Genomic DNA, 22754 nt, shown 5'->3' on the forward strand with positions numbered 1-22754 from the left:
AGTGTCGGATGTAGAAATTTCGTCGGTATCGGTTTTGTCACATCCCCACCGCCTTAAATAAACGACCCCGTGCGTTAAATTATTCCCGGTGATTTGCGTTCTTACGGTGGGGTTATTGCCCCTTGTGAAACGGTTAAATCTGACGGTGGAGTCTGCGTGATTATTTCCAATGGGTTGTCCAGGGTCTGCATGGCCGGAGTGTTGCTGGGGTTGGGCCTGGCCGCCTCTGCGCGGGAGCAGGTGACGCCAGCGTCGGCGGACATCCGGCGCACCAGTTACGGCGTACCGCATATCCGCGCCAACGATGAACGTGGCCTGGGCTTCGGCATTGGCTACGCGTACGCCCAGGACAACCTGTGCCTGCTGGCCAATGAAGTGGTCACCGTAAATGGCCAGCGCGCCCGCTTCTTCGGCCCCGAGCAGGCGACCCTGGAAGAGCGCAACAACCTGGCCAGCGACCTGTTCTTTGGCTGGCTCAATACGCCGGATGCGGTGGCGGCATTCTGGAAGGCGCAGAGCCCGCAGATCCAGCAGCGTATTGAAGGTTATGTGGCCGGCTACAACCGTTATCTGAAAGAGCAGGGCGCGCCTGTGCAGTGCCAGGCCACGTGGGTACGGCCACTGGTGGCTGAAGATCTGGTCAAGCTGACCCGCAGGCTGTTGGTCGAAGGCGGTGTCGGGCAATTCGCCGAAGCCCTGGTGGGTGCGGCGCCGCCTCAAGCAATCGCCAATGTGTCGAGCAGTGTCAAGGCCTTTGAACGGGTCGCGGCCAATCAACAGCGTTTCGCCTTCGATCGTGGCAGTAACGCCGTGGCAGTGGGGCGTGACCGCTCGTTCAACGGGCGCGGCATGTTGCTGGCCAACCCGCACTTCCCCTGGGTGGGCGGCATGCGGTTTTACGAGATGCACCTGACCATTCCCGGCCAACTGGATGTGATGGGCGCTGCGCTGCCGGGCCTGCCGGTGATCAATATCGGCTTCAACCAGCATGTGGCGTGGACCCATACGGTGGACACGTCCAAGCACTTCACCCTGTACCGCCTGACCCTGGACCCCAAGGACTCCACGCGCTACATGCTCGACGGCAAATCGGTCGCCCTGGATAAAACCACGGTGACCGTGCAGGTCAAACAGGCCGATGGCAGCCTCAAGGACCAATCGCACACGGTCTATAGCTCACAGTTCGGCCCGGTGGTGCAGTGGCCGGGCAAGCTCGATTGGGACAGCCACTACGCCTTCAGCCTGCGCGATGCCAACCTGGGCAACGACCGTGTATTGCAACAGTGGTACGCCATGAACCGCGCCGCCAGCCTCAATGAGTTGAAAACCTCGGTACACACCCTGCAAGGCATCCCGTGGGTCAACACCCTGGCCGCCGATGACCAGGGCCAGAGCCTGTACATGAACCTGTCGGTGGTGCCCAACGTCAGCGCGGCCAAACTGGCGCAATGCAGCGACCCACGCGCCGGCCTGCAGATGATCATGCTCGACGGCGCCCATAGCGCCTGTGCCTGGGACGTTGATCCGCGCGCCGCCCAGGCCGGCATCTTCCCGGCCGAGCAGTTGCCGCAATTGCAACGCACCGATTACGTGCAGCACTCCAATGACTCGGCGTGGCTGGCCAACCCCAAGGCGCCGTTGACCGGTTTCTCCCCGCTGATCAGCCAGGACCATATCGGCCTCGGCCCACGCGCGCGCTTTGCCCTGCAACGCCTGCAATCCCTGGCTAAACCGATCAGCGTCAGCGATCTGCACAACATGGTGATGGACAACGAGGTGTACCTGGCCGGCCAAGTCATGCCCGATCTGCTCGCGTTCTGCGCCAGACACCTCGGCAGCGACGCCACTGCCTTGCACGCCCTGTGCTCCAGCCTGAAAACCTGGGACCAGCGCGCCAACCTCGACAGCGGCCTCGGCCTGGTGCACTTCATCAACCTGGTGCAGCACCTGCAGCAGATCCCCGACGCCTGGCGCGTGGCCTTCGACCCGGCCCAACCCCTCACCACCCCACGCGGCCTGGCCATCGACCGCGCCGATGTGGCCAAAGCCCTGCGCGAAGCCATGCTGGCCTCCACCGCCGACGTCGCCAAACGCGGCTTGACCGCCAGCAGCACCTGGGGTGAGGTCCAAGTCGCCGGGCAAACCCCGATCCACGGCGGCCCGCAGGAACTCGGCATCTACAACGCCATGCAAACCGTGCCCCGCGCCGACGGCAAGCGCGAAGTGGTCAGCGGCACCAGCTACCTGCAAATCGTCACCTTCGACGACCAGGGGCCCCATGCCCAAGGCGTGCTCGCGTTCTCCGAGTCCAGCAACCCGGCTTCCCCACACGCCAAGGACCAGACCCGAGCCTTCTCCCAAAAACAACTGCGCCCGCTGCCCTTCACCGAAGCCCAAATCAAGGCCGACCCGCAGTACCAACAACTGCGCATCAAGGAGTAGGGCAGGCCCGCAACCCCTTGATGCCAATACGAAATATTTTTGAAATCAAGGGGTTGCACGCCTAGGCAAATACGTACATAATGGCGCCCATCGAACGCAATGAAGCATTAAAAACTTCAATGTATTCAATGAGTTAGAGTAGAGGCAGGGTTATACAGCCCACTCAAGTTTTTATGCGATAAGTGTCAGCAGTCGGGACATTGATCGTTTGAGGCCGAGTAGCAAAATGGTTATGCAGCGGATTGCAAATCCGCCTACGCCGGTTCGATTCCGACCTCGGCCTCCACTCTTGAAAACCCCGTAGATTAACGTCTACGGGGTTTTTTATTGCCTGGGCGAAAGTACGGGCGTGCCGATCAAGGTTTTTGCATGGTCCGTCCCGCAGGCATAGAAAAGCCCGCAATTGCGGGCCTCTCGCACACGACTTTCCGGCTTATTTAAACAGCCCACCGATTGCATTGATCGCATCCGCTGCCTTGTTCACGTTTTGTTGGTGCTGCGGGTTGGTATTCACTTGGGCCTGGGTGTTGTAACTGGCGTTACTGCAGCTCTTGTTTGTCTGGGTCAGCGCAGCTTGATAGGCGGTTGCGCGCAAGGTATCGCCCTTGGCATTGGCTGCATTGATGTTCGCCTGCAGGTCGCGGACCTGTTGCTGGCAGGAGGAGGCGTTATTGGAGTAATTAGTGTTATTGGTGGTGGTGTTTGCACCACCCAGAGCAGAGGACAGAGCCCCTGTCAGGGCACTCAAGTCAGCGGCTTGTGCGGATAGGGCGATCAGACTGAACAGGGCGGCGGATGGAGCGAGCTTGGAAAGACGCATGGCAAACCTCAATGTTTTATTGTCTGCACGCGCGTGGCTCCCGAGCTGGTGCAGAGCAATATCCGTATAAAGGTGTGTGCTCGGTTGCGGCAAAATATTATTTGGTCAAATTTTGAGCTTCAATATCCAGTGTCAATAAATGTGAATTCTTTCACGTTGTTCGTCGGCTGCGCGCCATTGGGGTATGCCTCCTGTGATTACAGGATTTCAGACCTGGCGATGCGCTGGTCTTTCACCTCACCTGCATACGCGTGAAGCCTTTCCTGTTGCGCTGCCAGCAACGCGCAGATTTTCATCAGCGCCAGCGCCTCATCCGGCGTGCGACCGTTGGCGGCCAAAGCGGTCAACTCAACCACCGACCACCCAATCACAGCGGCGGCGTCCTCCAGGTCGTAGAACAATTCCTGCTGTGCCGTTCTGGGGCCGTCGAGCCCCTGGATCAATTCTTTCATTTATTGCCCCTCCCGCTTCAGGTCAAACCCCATGATATCCATCCCGATCTCCGCCAGATCGGTCTTGAATGGAATTTCTCCCATCAAACGCCTGATGTGTCACAACGTCCAGCCCAGCCCCAATGCCTTGTGCAGTGAAGCAAAATCCTTGAGCAGTTCCGCGTCCCCGGAAATCCGGTTCTCCTGGGCCTGGTAGCGGGTACGCTCCGCATCCAGCCAATCCAGGGTGCTGGCGGTGCCCGCACGGTAGCGCTGGCGAGTCAGGTCCGCCGCGCGTACCGCCGAGGACTCCACACTGCGCAACAGCACTACGTTCTGGCGTTGATGGCCGTACCGCGCCAGGGCCACATCGGCGTCGCGCAGCGCACTCAGTACCACACTTTTGTACTGCGCGAGCGCTTCGTCGCGACCGGCTTCGGCGCCTTTGACGCTGGCGGCCACGCGGCCGAAGTCCAGCGCGTTCCAGGTCAGGCGCGGCAGGATCAGCCAGGTGCCGTTATCCTTGCGGGCGAGGTGGCCGGGGTCGCCGGCAGAGAATGACAGGTCGCCCATCAGGCTGAGCTTGGGAAACCAGTCGGCGGTTTTCTCGCCGATCTGCGCGTTGCTGGAGGCCAGTTTGCGTTCGGCGACGCGGATGTCGGGGCGGGCCTTGAGCAGGGCGGAGGGGTCTGCCACGGGTACCACACCGGGCATGGCGGGCAGGGCTTTGGCGGTGGCGAGGCGGCCATCCAGTTCGCCGGGCTCCCGGCCGCAGAGCAGGCCGAGTTGATCCAGGGATTCAACGATGGCGGCTTGCAACGGCAGGCGCTGGGCCTGGGTGTTTTCTGCCTGGGTGAGGACTTGTTCCAGTTGCAGCTGTGAGGCCACGCCACGGCTGCGACGTTGCTGGGTCAGGTCGAGGGCCTGGTTTTCAATGTCGACACTCGCGTCTACCAACGCCAGCCGTGCCTGTTGGTCGCGCAGGTCGGTGTAGGCCTGCACCACTTCGGCGGCCAGTTGCACCTGGGCGTCGGCCAGTTGCGCCTGGGCAGCGTCGGCTTCGGCTTGCGCGGCTTCGACGGCGCGACGTGTGCCGCCGAACAGGTCGGCCTCCCAACTGGCATCGAAGCCGGCCAGGTAGAGCGTCAACGGCCCGCGACCGCCACCGCCGCCACCCAGTGCGGAGGTGTCGGGCGAGCGCAGTTTGAGCATCGCGGCGTCACCGGTGACCTTGGGCAGGGCGTCGGCCCGCGCACCGCTGAGGCTGGCGCGGGAGTGTTTCAAGCGGGCCTGGGCGGTGGCGATGTCGGGGCTGTTGTTCAGCGCCATCTCGACCAGCTCATTGAGCTGCGGGTCATTCAACGTTCGCCACCACTGCGCCACAGCCGGGGCGCTTGGCGCTTGGCGGTCGGCATGGGGCAAATGCCCGGCGGCCAGGGTTTTCGGCGCGGCGTCGGGTGCGCCTGAGTAGTCCGGGCCTACGGTGCAGGCCGACAGCAGGCCAACGGTCAGGAGCAGAGGAAACGAGCGAGCAATCATGGCTGTACCGTGCGCTTTTTCAGGATGAAGATCAGGGGCAGGCACGCCAGCATTGCGAGTCCCAATACGTAGAACGAATCGTTATAGGCCATCACCGAGGCTTGGCGGGCGATGTCGTTGGCCAGTTGGGCCATGGCTTGCAACGAGGCGGTGGAGGCGTCGCCGGTTTGTGCCAGGTAGCTGGCGGTGTTGCTGGCCATGTGGTCCTGGGTCAACTGGCTGTTGGCCAGGATGCCTTCGCGCAGCCGGTCGTCATGGAAGTGGCTGCGCCGGTCCATCAACACGCCGAGCAACGCCAGGCCAATGGTGCCGCCGAGGTTGCGCGACATGTTGTAGAGCCCGGCCGCGTCGCCGGCGTCCTTGGTCTCGACCGAACGCATGGACAGTTGGCTGAGGGGCATCATCACCAGGATCTGCCCGAAGCCGCGCAGCAACTGCGACCACACAAAATCATGGCCGACGCTGTCGGCGGTCAACAGGGTGTCTACAAAGCAACTGGCCCAGTACAGCAGCAGGCCGGCGCCGACCATCCAGCGCAGGTCGTAGCGGCCGAGCATTCGCGGCAGGATCGGCATCAGCAAAAACGCCGGAATCCCCGACAACAGCATGATCGCGCCGGACTGCTGCGCGTTGTAGCCGGACAGAATCCCGAGAAATTGCGGCACCAGATACGCCGTGCCATACAGCCCCGCACCCACCGCCGTACCGATCAGCAACACGCTGCCAAAGCTTTTGTTGAGCACCAGTGGCAGGCGCAGGATCGGCGTACTGGAGCGCAATTGCCCCACGGCAATCAGGAAAAAACCGGTGACCGTGGCAATGCTCAGCCACACGATCAGCAGCGAGTCAAACCAGTGCTCGCGCTGGCCTTCTTCCAGCACCACGGTCAGCGAACTCAAGCCCATGGCCAGCCCCAGAATGCCCAGCCAATCGGCGCTGATAAAGCGCTGCAGGTTCATGCGCTCGCTGGGCAGGCCGGTGATCAGCAGGGTGATCAGCGCGATGCTGATGGGCAGGTTGAGAAAGAAGCACCAGCGCCAGTTGATGTTCTCCGTCAGCCAGCCGCCGATCACCGGGCCGAGCAAGGGGCCGAGGATCACGGTCATGCCGAACATCGTGGTGCCGATGGCCAGTTGGTGGGGCGGCAGACGCGTGCGCACGATGGTCTGCGCGGTCGGGATCATCGCGCCGCCGGCGAAGCCCTGGCCGATGCGCCCGGCGATCATCGCGCCAAGGCTGGTGGACAAGCCGCAGAACATCGAGAACAGGGTGAAGGTGAGTGCGGTGCCGATCAGAAACCGGCGCAGGCCGAAGACTCGGGTCAGCCAGGCCGCGAGCGGGATCATCACGATTTCCGACATCAGGTAGCCGGTGGCGATCCAGGTGCCTTCGGTGCCGGTGGCGCCGATCTGGCCCTGGATCTGCGGCAGCGCCGAGTTGGTGATCGACACATCCAGGGTCGCCAGCAAGGCGCCCAGTGCACCGGCGGCGACGGCGATCCAGTCGGTCAGCGAGGCGTTGCGCGGTTTCTCGGCAGCCACCCCGGCCATGCTCGCCTCAGCCATGGTTGGCGTCTGCGGCGTGGGTGCGGGTGTCGACTTCCACGGTGGCCGACAGGCCTGGCATCAATGCGGCACGCAGGTCATCCGGTATGTCCAGGGCAATGCGCACCGGTACCCGTTGCACGATCTTGGTGAAGTTACCGGTGGCATTCGACGGCGGCAGCAGGGCGAACTGCGCGCCGGTGCCGGGCGCCAGGCTGTCGATGTGGCCTTGCAGGTCGCGGCCGGGCAGGGCGTCGACATGCACGGTGACGGTCTGGCCGGGGCGCATGCCACCGATCTGGGTTTCCTTGTAGTTGGCGGTGAGGTAGATCGCGCTGATCGGCACCACGGTCAGCAAACGCGTACCAGGTTGCACGTACTGCCCCACGCGTACGCCACGGTCAGCCACACGGCCGTCCAGCGGGCTGCGGATGACCGCGTCGTCGACGTCCAGTTGGCTTTGCGCCTCGCTGGCCTTGGCTACGCCCAGTTGCGCCTGGGCCTGCTTGAGCTGAGCCTGCAACGTGCCGTAGCGAGTCTGGCTGGACCGCAGCGCCGCCTGTTTGGCCGCCACGGTGCTGCGGGCCTGTGCCAGTTGGTTGTTCAGTTGGGCCAGGCGCTCTTCCGGTTCGGCGCCCGAGCGGGCCAGCGGCGCGTAGCGGGCGACTTCGGTCTGCGCATGCCGGGCATCGGCCTCGGCGCCCTGCAATTGGGCGCGTGCTTCGGCGATGGTGGAATCCTGTTGCACCAGGTCGGCCTGGGCCTTGGCAAAGTCGGCATTGCGTGCGGCGATGGTCGCGGAGGCTTCGTCGCTCACGGCCTGGTACTTGCGCGCATCCAGGCGCACCAGCACGTCGCCACGCTTGACGTTCTGGTTGTCGCTCACCAGCACGTCGGCCACGTAGCCGTTGATCTTTGGCGCCACGCTGATGCTGTCGGCTTGCAGGTAGGCGTCATCGGTGGTCTCGATAAACCGCCCGGTGATCCACCACCAGGCGCCCCATGACACGCCCGCCAGCACGGCAACGCCGGCCACGCTGAGCAGGATGCGCCGGGCCTTGCCACGTTGACCGTTGACGGTTTCTTCAGGCATGACCTGAGGGGAGGGAGGTGCAGCCGACATCGAGGTCACTCCAGATTTATAACGAGTGGAATAAATTCCTTTTTTCGCGAATTTTTGTCAACTGGTATATTTTGGTCCGGTATTCGAAGGGAGCTGCACATGGCACGACACAAACCTGCCGCCGAGGGTGGTTACCAGCGCGGCGAAGAAACCCGCGCCCGCATTATCGAGGCGGCCGTCGAGGTATTCGGCGCGCGTGGCTACGATGGGGCGTCCACGCGTGATATCGCTACGGCTGCCGGCGTCAACGCACCTGCGATCCAGTACTACTTCGATGGCAAGGAAGGCGTGTACCTGGCGTGCGTCGAGCACTTGATCACGCTGCTGTGGCGCAAGATGTCGCCGCCGGTGGAGGCGGCGGAAAGCGTGCTGGCCGATGCCGATTCCGGCGACAACGCGCTGATCGACGCCTCGCTGGGCATCCTGGGCACCGTGGTTTCAACCATCCAGGACAGCCCGCAAACCACGGCCTGGCGTGCGTTCATGGATCGCCACCAGGCCGGCTTGTGCCCGCAAAGCGCAACGATGGCTTTCGAGGAGCGTTTCAAGGCGCGTATTGCGCGGGTCATCCGCCAACTGATCGCTCGCGTGGCCGGCCTGGCGCTGGAGGATGAGCGCACGGTGATCCATTCCATGGCGCTGTTTACCCAGGGCCTGGCGTTCCGCATCCAGAAGCCCAAGCTGCTGGAGGCGTTGAAGTGGAGCGAAGTGAACCAGAAGGAAATGGAACAGGTGCGGGAGGTGGTGCTGATGCAAGCGCGGTTCACCCTGGAAGGGCTGGCCCGGCACCGGGACCAGCACGCCTCCCGTTAATCGGCGATTGCCGCCTACTTGCCGCCTGTCACATCCAGAAAGGTCCCGGTGATGAACGACGCTTCCTTACCGGCCAGCCACAGGATAGCGCGGGCCACCTCTTCGGGTTCGCCGCCACGGCCCATGGGAATGCTGTCCTTGACCCGATCCACACGCCCCGGTTCGCCGCCGCTGGCGTGCATGTCGGTGTAGATATGCCCAGGCCGTACGCAGTTGACGCGTATGCCTTCACGGGCGACTTCCTTGGATAAGCCGATGGTGAACGTCTCCAGGGCGCCTTTGGAGGCAGCGTAATCGACATACTCGTTGGGGCTGCCTAGCCGGGCGGAGGCGGAGGACACGTTGATCACGCTGCCACCCGTGCCATTGTGGCGCAGCGACATGCGTTTCACCGCGTGCTGCGCGCACAGCATCGGGCCGATGGCATTGATCGCGAAGATGCGCTGCATGCGGGCAAAGTCGAGGTCTTCAAAGCGTGACTGCAGGGCAATGATCGCGGCGTTGTTGACCAGCACATCGATACGGCCAAACGTCTGGTCAATGGCTGCGAACAGCTGCGCGACCTGAGCAGGGTCCGCACTGTCGGCGCGGATGGCCAAGGCACGGCGCCCCAACGCTTGCACATCCGCCACCACGCCGAGCGCGGCCGCCTCGTTGCTGACGTAGCTGATCGCGACATCGTAGCCTTGCGCCGCTGCAAGGCGCGCGGTTGCCGCGCCGACACCGCGGCTGCCGCCGGTAATCAGAATCAGCGGTGTCGAAGACACAGTACTCATTGTTTGGACCTCCTTTGAGGGGTTAAGGATCAGCCTATCAGCATCGTGCCGGTCGCAATGACCACGCACGCCAGGACTTTGCGGACAGTCAGCGACTCGCCCAAAAACAAATAACCGATCAAGGCCGCGAACAGCACGCTGGTTTCGCGCAGGGCCGAAACGGCGCCCATCGGCGCGTGGGACATGGCGTAAATGACGATGCCGTAGGCCAGGAGGGACACAAGCCCCCCGATCAAGGCCGTGATGACGCCGGGGCGTGGTGCGAAGAGGCTGCGTGTATCGCGCAGGCCGATGTACACCAGGGGCATCAATACGCCCCAGAGCGCACACATCCATACGGTGTAGGCCATCGGTGCGCCGGACAGCCTCGCGCCAATACCGTCCGTGACGCTGTAGGCCGCGATGAAAAAACCCGTGCCCAGGGCGTAGGGCAGGCTGGGCACCGCCAGTGTGCGCTGTCTGAAGGCCAGAGAAATAATGCCGCCGGATACCAGCACGATGCCGATGAGGGCGTTCGTGCTGAGCGTTTCACCGGCAAACACCAAGGCGCAAAGCGTGATCAGAATGGGCGAGGAACCGCGGGCGATCGGGTACGTCTGCCCCAGGTCGCCCACCTTGTAGCTTCGCACCAGGAACAGGTTATAGCCCACGTGCAACACGCCCGACAGCACGGCGTAGGGCCAGCTGGCTGGCGCGGGAGGGGCGAGAAACAAGGCTATTACACTGCTGGCGATGGCGACCGCCACGCACATCATGGTCATTGACCACAGCCGGTCGGCGCCGACACGCAACAATGCGTTCCAGCTGGCATGCAAGAGGGCGGCGAAGAGGATGAGTAGAACGATGGGTAAAGGCATGCGCCATGTTAAACACCACAAGGGCGTGTTTAACAGCGAAGTCCTTTCATCCTGTCATGAGTGAATGTTCATGCATCACTGATAATTTTGCTGTGCCTGCATCGACTCGGCCAACAGCCAGTTACGAAAGCTGATGATGTGTGGCTGGGTTTCGATCCCTTTGGGGCAGACAAAGTAGTAGCCGACCGGCGACGCGAACGGCAGCTCAAACAGCCTGATCAGGCGGCCGTCGTTGATTTCAGCTTCAACATGGCCGCTTCGTGCCAGCGCGATACCTTGGCCCAGCAGCGCCGCCTCGATGGTCATGTTGGTGTCAGCGAACCTGACGCTTTCCTTGAGGGGTGCAATGCTGACGCCGATATGCTCGAACCAGGCGTCCCACTTGGGCACCAGGTCTGCGCCGTCGCGCGTCAGCAACGGGTAACGCAGCAGCTCAGCGGGCTCGTGGGGCGCGCCGAAACGGTTGAGCAGATCCGGGCTGGCCACCGGGAAGATCTGCTCGCGGAGCATGAATTCCGAGTGCAGGCCGGGATAATTGCCGTTGCCCAGCCGGATGGCCACATCCGGGTCTGAGCTGGAGAACTTGATGGCCTTGTCGCTGGTCTCCAGCGTGATCAGGATTTCCGGATGTTGCTGCGACAGGCTGGGCAACCTGGGCAGCAGCCATTTCAAGGCAAACGAATACGTGGTGCTGACCTTCAGGCGAACCCGGCCTTTTTGTTCCCGCAGGTCAGCCAGGGTGGCCTCAAGGTTCATGAAAAACTCGCGCACAATGGGCGCCAGTGCGGCCCCGGCCGGGGTCAGCCGCAACGCCTTGCCGCGCTGGAACAGCTGCAAGCCCCACAGGTCCTCGAGGTGCTTGAGTTGGTGGCTGACGGCGCTCTGGGTCACATGCAACTCTTCTGAAGCCGATGTGAACGTCGCATGCCGGGTCGCTACTTCGAAAGCTCGCAGCGTGGCGGTGGGCGGTAGGTCTCTCATGACTGGGGTCCGGGTCGGCGGCTGGCAATTAATCGGCATGAATACAGGTTCATGGTAATGGATTGGCAGGCTTTCACAGAAGCTGTAGACCATGGCCTTGTGAATTGTTGTGAAGCACAGATTAATGGCCCATTGCCCATGCTAACGTCTGTTCCTGGCTATCGTCAGCACGACGATTTCATTCGTACCATCAGGGGAGCAGCGCCGATGTCTACCACCGTAACGCCCGCCGGCAGCGGGGCAAACACACCTAAAGCGTCACCGTCGGCGTTCGATGACAAGTTGAACATCGCCAAGTCCAGCAAAGTGATTGCCGACTACATGCGCCAGACCGGCAAGTCGGCCATTACCAAGCAGGAGCTGACCCAACTGGCCAACAACGCCTCGGGCAAGGTGCCGGCCGAAGTCTGCGATGCGGCCAAGTACATGGAGCGTCATCCCGACGTTTTCACCGCCATCGAAACCCACGATGTGCCGGGCGCCGATAACCTCTCCGGCGTGTGGAACTTCGATTGGGCCGCCAACGGTGGATTGAACGGCACGTCGACCGACGCGATTGCGAAGATGCAAGACACGTTCGATTTCGCGATTGCCAAGTCTGCGCAGATCACCGAGATTTCCACGGGTAAAAAAGCCGAGCTGGATTCGACCAAACAACGGCCGCAGAACTAAAACAGTGCGTTGTACTGTCCCTTGCCAACGGGTTACACGATAGCCCAGGCAAAGAAAAGCCCGCGTGGGGAGCGCGGGCTAAAGGGATGTTCATTAGGAGCTGAGGCCACCCTAGGCGCTTGTCTGTGAAAGGTTTGTGAAAACCACGGCAAAAAAGTGTATGCCTCAATCCCGCCATGGCTTTACGGGGCAGGGCGGTCGATAACCCTCTACTGTCGCAGGCATACCACTTCCGTTTGGATGCCGCGTCATGTTCATGTCTACCAGCCTGTTGTCCGCCTTTGTGCTGTTTGCCTTCGTGTCCTCGATCACGCCCGGGCCCAATAACACCATGCTGCTCGCCTCGGGGGTGAACTTCGGCTTTCGCCGCTCGATGCCCCATGCATTGGGGATCAGCATCGGGTTCATGCTGCTGGTGATTTCGGTGGGGCTGGGGCTGGGCGAAGTGTTCAAGGTGTTCCCGTGGGCCTACACGGTGTTGCGCTACGTGGGGGCTGCGTACTTGCTGTACCTGGCGTGGAAGATCGCGACGGCGGGCGGCATGTCCGACAGCCCTGATGAACAGGGCAAACCCATGACTTTCCTCGGCGCGGCGGCGTTCCAGTGGGTGAACCCCAAGGCCTGGATCATGGCGCTGGGCGCTATCACCACCTACACGCCGGCCGAAGGCTACGTCACCAATGTGCTGGTGATCGCGCTGGTGTTCGCCGTGGTCAACCTGCCCAGTGTGTGCGTATGGGTCGGGTGTGGCAGCGGCTTGCGCAATGTGCTGCGTGAGCCGCGCTGGCTGCGCCTGTTCAACTGGACGATGGCCGGGTTGCTGGTGCTGTCGCTGTACCCGATGCTGTTTGCCGGCTGAGCGTCAGACCGGCGAGATGGTCGCGAGCAGGCCGATGCCGATGGTCAGTACCAAAAAGCCGAACAGGAAAAGTGCCATCTTGGTCATAAGGCCTCCGAAGGGAAGGGAGTGGGGATGGGGCCATTGTCCGCCCAGACGGCGTTTCGATACAGCTGCAGATAGCAAAGAAAAAACCGTATCAGATGCGCTTGCCGCTGTTCAGCCGGGGGCTTTCAGCGCGTGTGGCTGTTTCAGGATCAGCGCAGGACATCAAACGATAAGTACGCTGTGGCGAGCGGGCTTGTCCCGCGTTGGGCTGTGAAACAGCCCCAAAACCAGCGGCCAAAGAGTGCCTGACTCAGCGCATTCCTCAATCCAGGCTCGCTTCGCAACCCAACGCGGGACAAGCCCGCTCGCCACAGCTACAGTGTTCGCCCTTAATGGCCGGTTTTTCAAAGACCTCAACAATAAGAGTGGGCCAACCCTCGATGGAAAGACGTCAATTCAGCGGTGGCATGAAAGGCAAGAACCTGCGCTACCTCAACGAAACCCAACAGCCGGCGTCGGTCACCCGCGTCGGCTTCCTGTTGCTTGAACATTTCTCCCTGCCGGCGTTCACCCAGACCCTCGACACCTTCGTTACCGCCAACCTGCTGCGCCCCGACCTGTTCGCCTCACGCACCTTCGGCTGTGACGATGGCGAAGTCATCAGCGACCTGGGCCTGGTGATACGCCCCGATGCGCGCCTGGATGCCGGAGCATTGCACGACCTGGACCTGCTGGTGATCTGTGGCGGTTTCCGTACCGAACTCAAGGCTGGCGAAGCCTTCATCCACCTGCTGCACACCGCCGCCGAACAGGGCATCTGCCTTGCGGGGCTGTGGAACGGCGCCTGGTTCCTCGGTCGTGCCGGCCTGTTGCAAGGCTATCGCTGCGCCATCCACCCCGAACACCGTCCGGCGCTGGCGGAAGTCTCCAAGGCGACCCACGTCACCAGCGAACCCTACGTGATCGACCGCGACCGCCTCACCGCTTCCAGCCCGTCCGGGGCCTTCCATATGGCGCTGGACTGGATCAAGGGCCTGCATGACAAGGCACTCGTTGAAGGCATCGAAGACATCCTGGCCTTCGAAGAGTCCCGCTACCGCCGCATCAAACCCACCGAAAACGTCAGCGTCAGTGCGCCGTTGCGTGAAGTGGTGAAACTGATGGACGCCAACCTCGAAGAACCTTTGGAGCTGGACCAACTGGCAGTCTACGCCGGCCGTTCGCGGCGCCAGTTGGAGCGCTTGTTCAAGGAACAACTGGGCACCACCCCGCAGCGGTACTACATGGAACTGCGCGTGACCGAGGCGCGGCGGCTGTTGCAGCACACCGAGTTGTCGCAGGTGGAGGTGCTGGTGGCATGTGGGTTCGTGTCGCCGAGCCATTTCAGCAAGTGCTATAGCTCGTATTTCGGCTATCGCCCCTCGAAGGAGAAGCGGTTGGTCAAGTAAAGTGCTGACTCACTCTCTTTCAAGGATGACAAATGTCTCTCACGCTTTTGGATCGTTACCGCGGCAGCCTGCTGGGCTTGGCCTGTGGCGACGCAGTGGGTACCACTGTTGAATTCATGCCTCGTGGCACATTCACACCGGTCACCGACATGGTTGGAGGAGGACCGTTCAACCTGAAAGCGGGCCAATGGACGGACGACACCTCGATGGCGTTGTGCCTTGCGGAAAGCTTGTTGCGTAAAGGTGGTTTTGATGCAGCTGATCAGATGGGGCGATACCTGAACTGGTGGAAGTGGGGCTACCTGAGCTCTACCGGTGATTGCTTTGATATAGGCATGACCGTGCGCACGGCGCTCACGGCGTTTGAGTCGCAAGGTGATCCCTTTGCAGGTTCAACAGAGCCTTTTTCCGCAGGCAACGGTTCGATGATGCGCCTCGCGCCGCTGGTGCTGTTTTACTTTCCAAACCTGAAAAGCGTTGATGACTTTTCCCGAGAAAGCTCCCGTACGACTCACGGAGCCCAAGAGGCAATCGAGTGTTGCGTGGTGTTGGCGAGAGCCATCGGTATCGCGTTGAGTGGAGCAACAAAGGTGCACCTGTTGAATATCTCTTGCGCGGGTCTTTCTGCGCCCAAAGTCGTCGCGATTGCCCAGGGGGAGTATTGCAACAAGACCCGTGCGCAGATAACGGGTTCCGGTTACGCCGTGGCGTCATTGGAGGCGGCGCTGTGGTGCGTAAAACATACTGACAGCTTCGCCGACGCTGTGTTGGCTGCCGCGAACCTGGGTGACGACGCTGACACTACTGCCGCCATCGTTGGTCAGTTGGCGGGTGCATATTACGGCGTGCAAGGCATCCCGACGGGTTGGCTGGACAAGCTTTGTATGCGTGATGAAATTGAGGAAATGGCTGACGCACTCTACAGCACGGCTGCTCAAACCCCATGATTAAGCCCCCCCGCTTGTGTGACCAGTGGACTTGCTGTGGCAAGTCCGCTCGCCACAACAGGCAACTCACCGCAAAAAACGCGTTGGTCAGAATCGGTCCAGACGATAAGGCGTGAATAACGGAGTTTGACCCTTGCTCGCCAACTCCCCAATCATCTCCGCCGTCACCGCCGCCTGCGTCAACCCCAGATGCTGGTGCCCGAACGCAAGCAGCACCTTCCCGTCACACACCCGGTCAATCACCGGCAACGAGTCCGGCAGCGACGGCCGAAACCCCATCCACGGTGTCGCACCCTCTGCGCTGAGGTCATCGTGAAACAACCCCTTGCTCAACCGATGCAACTGCCAGGCACGCTGCATATTCGCCGGGCGGTCAAGGCCGGCGAACTCCACTGTACCGGCCAGGCGCAGGCCGTCGGTCATGGGGGTCATGATGAATTTTCGTTCCAGGGAAGTGACGGCAAACGGCAGGCGATGCGGCTCGTGGGGCAGCATCAGGTGATAGCCGCGTTCCGTGTCCAGCGGGACTTTTTTGCCGGTCAGGGCAGCGGTCAATCTGGCTGAGTGGGCGCCGCAGGCAATCAGCACCTGGCGTGCGCTCAGGGGGCCCTGAGCGGTGGTGAGGGAGACGCCGTGTTGGTCAAGCCGCCCATCCAGTACCTGGCGCTTGAGGAACTGCACGCCACTGGCCTTGGCGGCCTCGACCAGTTCGCACACCACCTGGAACGGGTCGAGGAAGTGCCCGGTGCCCGGAAAAAACAACCCGCCCTGGATGTGCTCGCTCAACTGCGGCGCAGCCTGGCGTATGGCATCGGCGGTCCAGAACGTCACGGGCACCTGCTGCGCTTGCATGTGCTGCTGCAAGGCCCGGAGCGCGTCGCGCGAGTCCGCTCGTTCGTACACCAACAATGACCCGTCTTCACGCAGCAGGTGCGCGCGTCCGATGCTGGTCAGCAGGCGCTGCCAGGCGCCCAGGCTGCCTTCGTTAAGCGCACGAATACCCGCGACGGTACGCTGATAGCGCGCCGGACGCAGGTTCAACAGCAGCCGCGCAAACCAGGGCAGGGCGCGCGGCAGGTATTTCCAATCCAGGCGCAGCGGGCCCATGGGGTCCAGCAGCATGCCGGGCAAGCGCTTGAGGATCGACACGTCGGCAATCGGGAACACCTGTTCGGTCGCCAGGTGCCCGGCGTTGCCATAGGACGCGCCCATGCCGGGTTCCTGTTGATCGACCACCACCACGCGCTGGCCCTGACGCGCCAGTTGCAGGGCGCAGGCGACGCCGATAATGCCGGCGCCGACTACGACGATATCGGGATCGGACATGGCCTATGCCTCTCTCTGGCCATCAAGCAAACGCCGCAGCCGCAACGGATTGCCCTGTTGGAGCGCATCCGGCAACAACGCGTCGGGGAAGTCCTGATAGCACACGGGGCGCAAGAACCGCTGGATGGCCGCCGTGCCCACCGAAGTGCTGCGCGAATCCGAGGTGGCGGGGAAGGGGCCGCCGTGGACCATGGCGTCACACACCTCAACGCCGGTCGGCCAGCCATTGACCAGCAGGCGGCCAGCCTTGCGCTCCAGCACCGGCAGCAGGGCCCTGGCGCTTGGCACATCGTCGTCATCCATGTGCAGCGTGGCGGTGAGTTGGCCTTCCAGATGTTCGGATACCCGGCGCACTTCTTCGTTATTCGCGCACACCACAACCAATGAAGCCGCACCGAAGACTTCGGCTTGCAGGTGTTCGTTGCTCAAGAACGCAGTTGCCTGGGTCACGAACAGGTGGGCCTGGCCCTGGTTGGGACCTTCAGTCGCCGAACCCTGTGCGACTACCTCGGCGTGTCCCGTCAGTGTGTCTATGCCTGACGTGTAGGCACTGGCGATGCCGGGTGTCAGCATTGTTTGCGCCGCACAGTTCGGCAGTAACCCACTGGCGGCACTGATGAAGCGATCCAGGGCAGGCCCTTGTACTGCAATCACTAACCCTGGGTTGGTACAGAACTGCCCCGCACCCTGGGTCAACGACGCCACAAAACCCTGGGCCAATGCTTCAGCCCTGGCTGCCAACGCTGCCGGAAACAGGTACACCGGGTTGATCGAACTCATCTCCGCGTAGACCGGAATAGGCTCCGGCCGTGCCTGCGCTGCCTGGATCAACGCAAGGCCACCGCTGCGCGAGCCGGTAAACCCGACGGCCTTGATGCGCGGGTCGGTCACCAACGCAATGCCCACCTCACGGCCCGAACCGTACAACAGTGAAAACACACCTTCCGGCAGACCGCACGCCTTGACCGCCTGCGCCACCGCACGCCCCACCAGTTCACTGGTGCCCGGGTGCGCGCCGTGGGCTTTGACGACGACCGGGCAACCGGCAGCCAGCGCAGAGGCGGTGTCCCCACCGGCCACGGAAAACGCCAGTGGAAAGTTGCTGGCGCCAAACACCGCGACCGGGCCCACCGCGATATGGCGTTGGCGCAGGTCTGGGCGAGGCAGGGGTTGGCGTTGCGGTTGTGCGTGATCGACCCGCACATCCAGCCATTCCCCGGCACGCACGGTGCGGGCGAAGGTGCGCAGTTGTCCGCAGGTGCGCCCTCGTTCGCCCTGGATGCGGGGGCGAGGCAGGCCGGTTTCGGCGACGGCGCGGTCGATCAACTCATCGCCCAGGGCCTCGATGTGCGCGGCGATGGTCTCAAGGAATGTGGCGCGCACTTCCAAAGAGGTTTCGCGATAGACATCGAATGCCGCCCACGCCAAGGCGCAGGCCTGCGCGACATGCTCGCCGTTGCCGCCGAGGTAGGCCGGTTCCAAGGCGGAATCGGTGGCGGGGTTGATCGCCTGGATTGCTTCGCGATTGCCGGCAGTGGCGTGCTGACCGATCAGCATCTTGCCCGTCAGAGTCATGGGGGATTTCCTGGATAAAAGGAGGTTGGCCGCTGCGAGCGTCGCAGCGGCGCGCGAAGGGTCAGGCGACGTTCTGTTCCGCCGACCAGTTGGCGTACCACTGGCGGAACAGGGCGTACTGGTGCTCTGCGTAACGACGCTGGGCATCGCTGAGGGCGTCGGTTTCGTTGAAGTGCAGGGCGTAGCCTTGGTCACCGTTCAGCACCATCAAGTGCTTGTAATACAGCACCAGGTCGCAGCCCTCGTCGAAGGATGACAGCACCGCCAGCGCGGCCTCCAGCTCACGCGCCTGGCGACGGGCCTTGGCATCGCCCCTGGCGGCTTTTTTACTCAGGGCCACCAGTTGCAGCACCTCCCGAGGCAGCGCGTTGCCGATGCCGGTGATGGCGCCAGTGGCATTGCAGTTGACGAAACCGTGCACCACCTGGGTGTCGACACCCACCATGAGGGTCACGTTGTCGTCCTGGGAGGTGATGTGTTCGGCGGCGTAGCGCAGGTCGGCACCGCCGCCGAATTCCTTGAAACCGATCAGGTTCGGGTGCTCGCGGCGCAGTTCGAAGAACAGCTCGGCGCGGGTCGCGAAGCCGTAGTAGGGGCTGTTGTAGATCACCGCCGGCAGGTTGGGCGCGGCCTTGAGGATCGCCGAGAAGTGCGCCTTTTGTGCGGTGGCGGAGGCCCCCCGGGACAGCACACGCGGAATCACCATCAAGCCATGGGCACCGACCTTGGCGGCGTGGGCCGCATGGGCCACGGCTTCACGGCTGTTCACCGCGCCGGTGCCGACGATGGTCGGCACACCGGCCGCCACCAGCCGTGCCACGCCTTCCTGGCGCTCGGCCTCGGTGAGCAACGGCCAGTCACCCATGGAGCCGCAGTACACCACGGCGCTCATGCCGATATCGATCAGCTCGCGGCCCTTGGCGACCAGGGCGTCGAAGTCCGGCTTGCGTTCGGCGGTGCATGGGGTCATCAGGGCAGGGATGCAGCCGGTGAAGATGTTGTCGCTCATTTTTATCACTCCAGTTTCCAGTAGGGGGAGGGCTCAGATGCCCCAGGCAAAAGGGTCTTGCGGGTCGATCAGCAAGGTGCTGTCGGCGGTCATGTGGGCACGGCCGGTGATGAAGGGGCGCACGCGTTCGCCGTCCCATTCGTAGCGACCTTCGAATTGGCTGCCGGTAATGCTGGCTTGCACCCAGGTTTCGCCGGGCGCGAGTTTTCCATCGGCGGCCAGGCAGGCCAGCTTGGCGCTGGTGCCGGTGCCGCAGGGCGAGCGGTCGTAGGCTTTGCCGGGGCACATCACGAAATTGCGGCTGTCGGCGTGGTCGTCGGCGGCGAACAGTTCGATGTGGTCGATCAGTGCACCGTCGGCGCCGTGGATGCCCTGGTCTTCAAGGGCCTTGAGCATTGCCCAGGTGTAGTCGGTGAGGGCATCGACGTTGTCCATCTGCAGGCGCTGGCCATGCTCCGACACCAGGAAAAACCAGTTGCCGCCCCAGGCGATATCGCCATGGACTATGCCGTGACCGGGCACGAGCACTGCAATCTGCTCGCGATAGCGGTAGGCAGGAACATTGCGCAAGGTCACCGCGCCGTCTTCATGCAAGGTCGCCGCGACCGGCCCGACGGGGGTATCGATTGTGTGCACGCCTGGCGCGATGCGACCCAAGTGATGCAGGGACGCGACCAGGCCAATGGTGCCGTGGCCACACATGCCCAGGTAGCCAGCGTTGTTGAAGAAGATCACCCCGCAGATGGCGCCCGGCGTGACCGGCGCGCAGTACAGTGCGCCGACCAGCACATCATTGCCACGTGGCTCCAGGATGCAGGCGCGGCGCCATTGGTCGTGCTCGGTGCGCAGGTGGTGCAGCTGATCGGCAATCGTGACGCCCTCCAGCGCCGGAAAACCGCTCATGACCAGCCGCGTCGGTTCGCCGCCGGTGTGGGAGTCGATCACATGCAGTCGCTTCATAAAACGCTCCTGAATCAGTAGGTCGCGGGCGTCAGCGGGGCGCGAGGCTCGTCAACCGCTTCGCTTTCATCGGCTTCGTGTTCCAGCCGAACCAAGTGAGCTGGCACGCCAGTGGCGGCGCCCCAGTAGTAAATGCCGAGTGCGCAAGCCGCGACCACAATGGTGTCGAGCGGATGGCCGATCGCACCGATGCCACCAAAACTGCCGAGTTTGGACAGCAGGATGGTCACTGCGTAGAAGCCGATCAGCCAGGCAGACGAGCGCACCTGTTGCTTGAGGTTGAGGTGCGCGGTCGGTACCCAGCGCGCGCACAGCAGGTACACCACGAACATCAGGATTTGCAGGCCGAGCAGCCAGGACACCGTGCCCCAGCCGGACCAGTACACGATCAGCGCAGCGATGATGAACGACAGCGGACCGAGCACGGCCATGCCCTTGACCCGGAACGGCCGCGTCATCTGCGGTGCGTTACGGCGCAGTGCGGCGACGGTCACCGGGGCCACTGCGTAGCTGAGGATCAACGCGGCGGACACCACATTGATCAACGCTTCCCAGGACGGGAATGGCAGGGTCCAGAACACCGACAAGCCAAACGTCAGCCACAGCGCCGGACGCGGAATGCCGGACTTCTCATCGATGCGCGTGAAAATCTTGAAGAACGTGCCGGTCTGCGCCCAGCCATACACCACCCGCGGCGTGGCGTTCATGTAGATGTTGCCGCAGCCGCTGGGGGAGATCACCGCATCCGCCACCACCAGGTAGGCCAGCCAGCCCACGCCCAGTGCCAGGGCGATATCCCGGTAAGGCAGCGCCAGTTCCTTACTGATCCCGGCCCAGCCGTTGGCAAGCATCTGCGTGGGTACGCCACCGAGGAATGCGGTTTGCAGCAGCACGTAGATGGCAGTCGACAGCAACACCGAAAGAATCAACGCAATCGGAATCGTGCGCTGCGGGTTCTTCACTTCACTGGCCACCGAGATGATCGGAGTGAGCCCCAGGTAGGCAAAAATCACCCCGCCGGCCGACACCGCCATCTCGATCCCGGACAGGCCGAACGGCGCGAAGCCCTGCACCTGAAAGTTCGCCGGTTTGAAGAAGGTGAACAGCACACCGATCACCAGCAACGGTACGATGAACTTGAACACGCTGACCAGGTTATTGGCGATGGCGAAGGTTTTCACACTGCGGTAATTGAGCGCGAAAAAAACACAGAGCAGGGCGAACTGCACCAGCCAACCGAGGGTGGTCGGGTCGCTGGAACCGACCTTGGTCAGCTCGGGAAACCAGGCCGCCGCGTATTGGCGCGAGGCGACCACTTCGATGGCGACCAGGCTGGAAAACGCGATCAGCGTGATAAAGCCCATCAGGTAGCCCAGCAACGGGCCATGGGAGTAGACGGGATAGCGCACCACGCCACCGGCGCGGGGGAGTGCGGCGCCCAACTCGCAGTACACAATGCCCAGCAGCAACACCGCGAACCCGCCAATGAGCCAGGAGATGATCCCTGCCGGGCCGGCAATGGCCGACACATGACTGGCTGCGAACAACCAACCCGAACCGAAGATGGCCCCCAGCCCGATAAAAGTGAGGTCCATCAATGAAAGTTGTTTCTTGAACTTGCCTTGACCTGACATAGCGTCGCCTTCTTGTGAGTTATTGGATAGGCATGCAGTGGCCATACAGTGAACTCACAGGCGGCGGCGCGATTGATGTTTTTTGCCGACATCGATGACGAAATCGGCACAGTTTTCGTGGCTCGACAGGGCGCCGGGCATCGGGCAATCTGCGTGCGTCGAGGCACTCAACGGGGATCGAAAGTCATGTTGCAGACTGCGTTTGCGGCCCTGTGCCAAGGGAATGAGGCGAATCGGCCCCACAGCATCGAGCAGCTCCTGGCCGGCGTGGTGCAGCTCTTGCCGATGCTGGATGTGATCCCCAATGCGGCGATTTTCATCAAGGACACCCAGGCCCGCTACGTCCTCGCCAACCGCACCCTGGTGCACCGCTGCGGCCTCAAGCAGCTGCAACCGCTGCTGGGCAAGACCAGCGCACAAGTGTTCCCCGCACAACTGGGGCCGGGTTACACCGAGCAGGACCGACGCGTGCTGGAACAGGGCTTTGTGCTGGAAGACCAGCTCGAACTGCACCTGTATGGCACCCGGGAACCCGGCTGGTGCCTGACCCACAAGTGGCCGCTGTACAACCACATGGGCGCGATCATCGGCCTGGCCGGCATCTCGGTCGACCTGCAAACCGCCAGCGAAAGCCACCCCGCCTACCAACGCCTGGCCGCCGTGGACGCGCATATCCGCACGCACTTCAACCGCCGCGTCACCCTCGGTGAGTTGACGCGCATTGCCGGGATTTCCGTGGCGCAGCTGGAGCGTTACTGCAAGCGCGTGTTCCACCTCACCCCCCGGCAGATGATCCAGAAAGTGCGGCTGGAACACGCCCACCGGTTATTGCACAGCGACCTGCCGATTACCGAAGTGGCGCTGCAGTGCGGGTACACCGACCACAGCGCGTTTACCCGCCAATTCAAGGCGTCTACGGGGTTTACCCCGAGGCAGTATCGTCAGTTGGCGTAGTCGGCCACATTGCAATG

Annotated in this window: 20 protein-coding genes and 1 tRNA gene; 8 read left to right on the forward strand and 13 right to left on the reverse strand. The window is 62.6% G+C overall.

Annotation, left to right across the window (positions count from 1 at the left end; genetic code table 11):
- The first annotated feature begins 156 nt into the window (after nt 1–156).
- Both K5K89_RS15030 and K5K89_RS15035 read left to right on the forward strand, forming a co-directional pair.
- Nucleotides 157–2442, forward strand: a complete 2286-nt coding sequence (locus K5K89_RS15030; RefSeq protein WP_315901954.1) for an acylase — start codon at nt 157–159, stop codon at nt 2440–2442.
- A 212-nt stretch (nt 2443–2654) separates the two neighbouring features.
- A tRNA-Cys gene (locus K5K89_RS15035) sits at nt 2655–2728 on the forward strand.
- 147 nt (nt 2729–2875) lie between these two features.
- Here the strand turns inward: K5K89_RS15035 and K5K89_RS15040 are convergent.
- From K5K89_RS15040 to K5K89_RS15060, 5 genes are all read right to left on the reverse strand, one after another.
- Complete coding sequence (locus K5K89_RS15040) at nt 2876–3262, reverse strand: DUF1090 family protein (RefSeq protein ID WP_222539650.1); 387 nt, start codon at nt 3260–3262, stop codon at nt 2876–2878.
- Between the two features lie 197 nt (nt 3263–3459).
- Nucleotides 3460–3714: a hypothetical protein gene (locus tag K5K89_RS15045; protein WP_071488187.1), complete on the reverse strand. Its 255-nt coding sequence runs from the start codon at nt 3712–3714 to the stop codon at nt 3460–3462.
- Between the two features lie 99 nt (nt 3715–3813).
- Nucleotides 3814–5232: an efflux transporter outer membrane subunit gene (locus K5K89_RS15050; RefSeq protein ID WP_222539651.1), complete on the reverse strand. Its 1419-nt coding sequence runs from the start codon at nt 5230–5232 to the stop codon at nt 3814–3816.
- On the reverse strand, nt 5229–6797 hold the full coding sequence (locus tag K5K89_RS15055; protein ID WP_083351452.1) for a DHA2 family efflux MFS transporter permease subunit: 1569 nt from the start codon (nt 6795–6797) through the stop codon (nt 5229–5231). Before K5K89_RS15055 ends, K5K89_RS15050 begins: the two co-directional genes overlap by 4 nt.
- A complete protein-coding gene (locus tag K5K89_RS15060; protein WP_093513305.1) occupies nt 6790–7899 on the reverse strand; it encodes an HlyD family secretion protein in 1110 nt (369 codons plus the stop codon). The genes K5K89_RS15055 and K5K89_RS15060 overlap by 8 nt, the downstream gene beginning before the upstream one ends.
- Before the next feature lie 99 nt (nt 7900–7998).
- On the opposite strand from K5K89_RS15060, the gene K5K89_RS15065 reads away from it, so the two are divergent.
- Nucleotides 7999–8712 carry a CerR family C-terminal domain-containing protein gene (locus K5K89_RS15065; RefSeq protein ID WP_071488191.1) on the forward strand — a complete coding sequence of 238 codons (714 nt, stop codon included), beginning with the start codon at nt 7999–8001 and terminating at the stop codon, nt 8710–8712.
- A gap of 14 nt (nt 8713–8726) precedes the next feature.
- Here the strand turns inward: K5K89_RS15065 and K5K89_RS15070 are convergent, their stop codons facing one another.
- From K5K89_RS15070 to gcvA, 3 genes are all read right to left on the reverse strand, one after another.
- The gene (locus K5K89_RS15070; RefSeq protein WP_093513304.1) at nt 8727–9488 is read right to left on the reverse strand and encodes an SDR family oxidoreductase; all 762 of its coding nucleotides are present in this window, start codon (nt 9486–9488) and stop codon (nt 8727–8729) included.
- Between the two features lie 29 nt (nt 9489–9517).
- Nucleotides 9518–10345 (reverse strand): DMT family transporter, encoded by an 828-nt coding sequence (locus K5K89_RS15075; protein WP_222539652.1) that lies wholly within the window; start codon nt 10343–10345, stop codon nt 9518–9520.
- Nucleotides 10346–10420: 75 nt separating this feature from the next.
- Nucleotides 10421–11326 (reverse strand): transcriptional regulator GcvA, encoded by a 906-nt coding sequence (gene gcvA, locus K5K89_RS15080; RefSeq protein WP_092243828.1) that lies wholly within the window; start codon nt 11324–11326, stop codon nt 10421–10423.
- Nucleotides 11327–11533: 207 nt separating this feature from the next.
- Between gcvA and K5K89_RS15085 the strand changes: the two genes are divergently transcribed.
- The 4 genes from K5K89_RS15085 to K5K89_RS15100 all read left to right on the forward strand — a co-directional run bounded on the left by K5K89_RS15085 (nt 11534) and on the right by K5K89_RS15100 (nt 15279).
- The gene (locus tag K5K89_RS15085) at nt 11534–11998 is read left to right on the forward strand and encodes a hypothetical protein (protein ID WP_071488195.1); all 465 of its coding nucleotides are present in this window, start codon (nt 11534–11536) and stop codon (nt 11996–11998) included.
- 250 nt (nt 11999–12248) lie between these two features.
- Nucleotides 12249–12857 (forward strand): LysE family translocator, encoded by a 609-nt coding sequence (locus K5K89_RS15090; protein ID WP_071488196.1) that lies wholly within the window; start codon nt 12249–12251, stop codon nt 12855–12857.
- A 467-nt stretch (nt 12858–13324) separates the two neighbouring features.
- Nucleotides 13325–14332 carry a GlxA family transcriptional regulator gene (locus tag K5K89_RS15095; protein WP_409996271.1) on the forward strand — a complete coding sequence of 336 codons (1008 nt, stop codon included), beginning with the start codon at nt 13325–13327 and terminating at the stop codon, nt 14330–14332.
- Between the two features lie 32 nt (nt 14333–14364).
- Nucleotides 14365–15279 (forward strand): ADP-ribosylglycohydrolase family protein, encoded by a 915-nt coding sequence (locus K5K89_RS15100; RefSeq protein WP_093513302.1) that lies wholly within the window; start codon nt 14365–14367, stop codon nt 15277–15279.
- Between the two features lie 87 nt (nt 15280–15366).
- Here the strand turns inward: K5K89_RS15100 and K5K89_RS15105 are convergent, their stop codons facing one another.
- The 5 genes from K5K89_RS15105 to K5K89_RS15125 form a co-directional block, all read right to left on the reverse strand.
- Nucleotides 15367–16605: an NAD(P)/FAD-dependent oxidoreductase gene (locus K5K89_RS15105; RefSeq protein ID WP_222539653.1), complete on the reverse strand. Its 1239-nt coding sequence runs from the start codon at nt 16603–16605 to the stop codon at nt 15367–15369.
- A 3-nt stretch (nt 16606–16608) separates the two neighbouring features.
- Nucleotides 16609–18180 carry an aldehyde dehydrogenase (NADP(+)) gene (locus K5K89_RS15110; RefSeq protein ID WP_222539654.1) on the reverse strand — a complete coding sequence of 524 codons (1572 nt, stop codon included), beginning with the start codon at nt 18178–18180 and terminating at the stop codon, nt 16609–16611.
- A gap of 61 nt (nt 18181–18241) precedes the next feature.
- Nucleotides 18242–19189: a dihydrodipicolinate synthase family protein gene (locus K5K89_RS15115; RefSeq protein WP_071488200.1), complete on the reverse strand. Its 948-nt coding sequence runs from the start codon at nt 19187–19189 to the stop codon at nt 18242–18244.
- 33 nt (nt 19190–19222) lie between these two features.
- Entirely contained in the window at nt 19223–20149 is a 927-nt protein-coding gene (locus tag K5K89_RS15120) for a 4-hydroxyproline epimerase (RefSeq protein ID WP_222539655.1), read from the reverse strand.
- 14 nt (nt 20150–20163) lie between these two features.
- Entirely contained in the window at nt 20164–21783 is a 1620-nt protein-coding gene (locus K5K89_RS15125) for an APC family permease (RefSeq protein ID WP_071488202.1), read from the reverse strand.
- Between the two features lie 186 nt (nt 21784–21969).
- Here K5K89_RS15125 and K5K89_RS15130 point away from each other — a divergent pair, with 186 nt between their 5' ends.
- Entirely contained in the window at nt 21970–22737 is a 768-nt protein-coding gene (locus K5K89_RS15130; RefSeq protein WP_222539656.1) for an AraC family transcriptional regulator, read from the forward strand.
- Nucleotides 22738–22754 lie beyond the last annotated feature (17 nt).

It is taken from the genome of Pseudomonas sp. DR208, from assembly GCF_019823005.1.
GTDB classification, from domain to species: Bacteria; Pseudomonadota; Gammaproteobacteria; order Pseudomonadales; family Pseudomonadaceae; genus Aquipseudomonas; species Aquipseudomonas extremorientalis.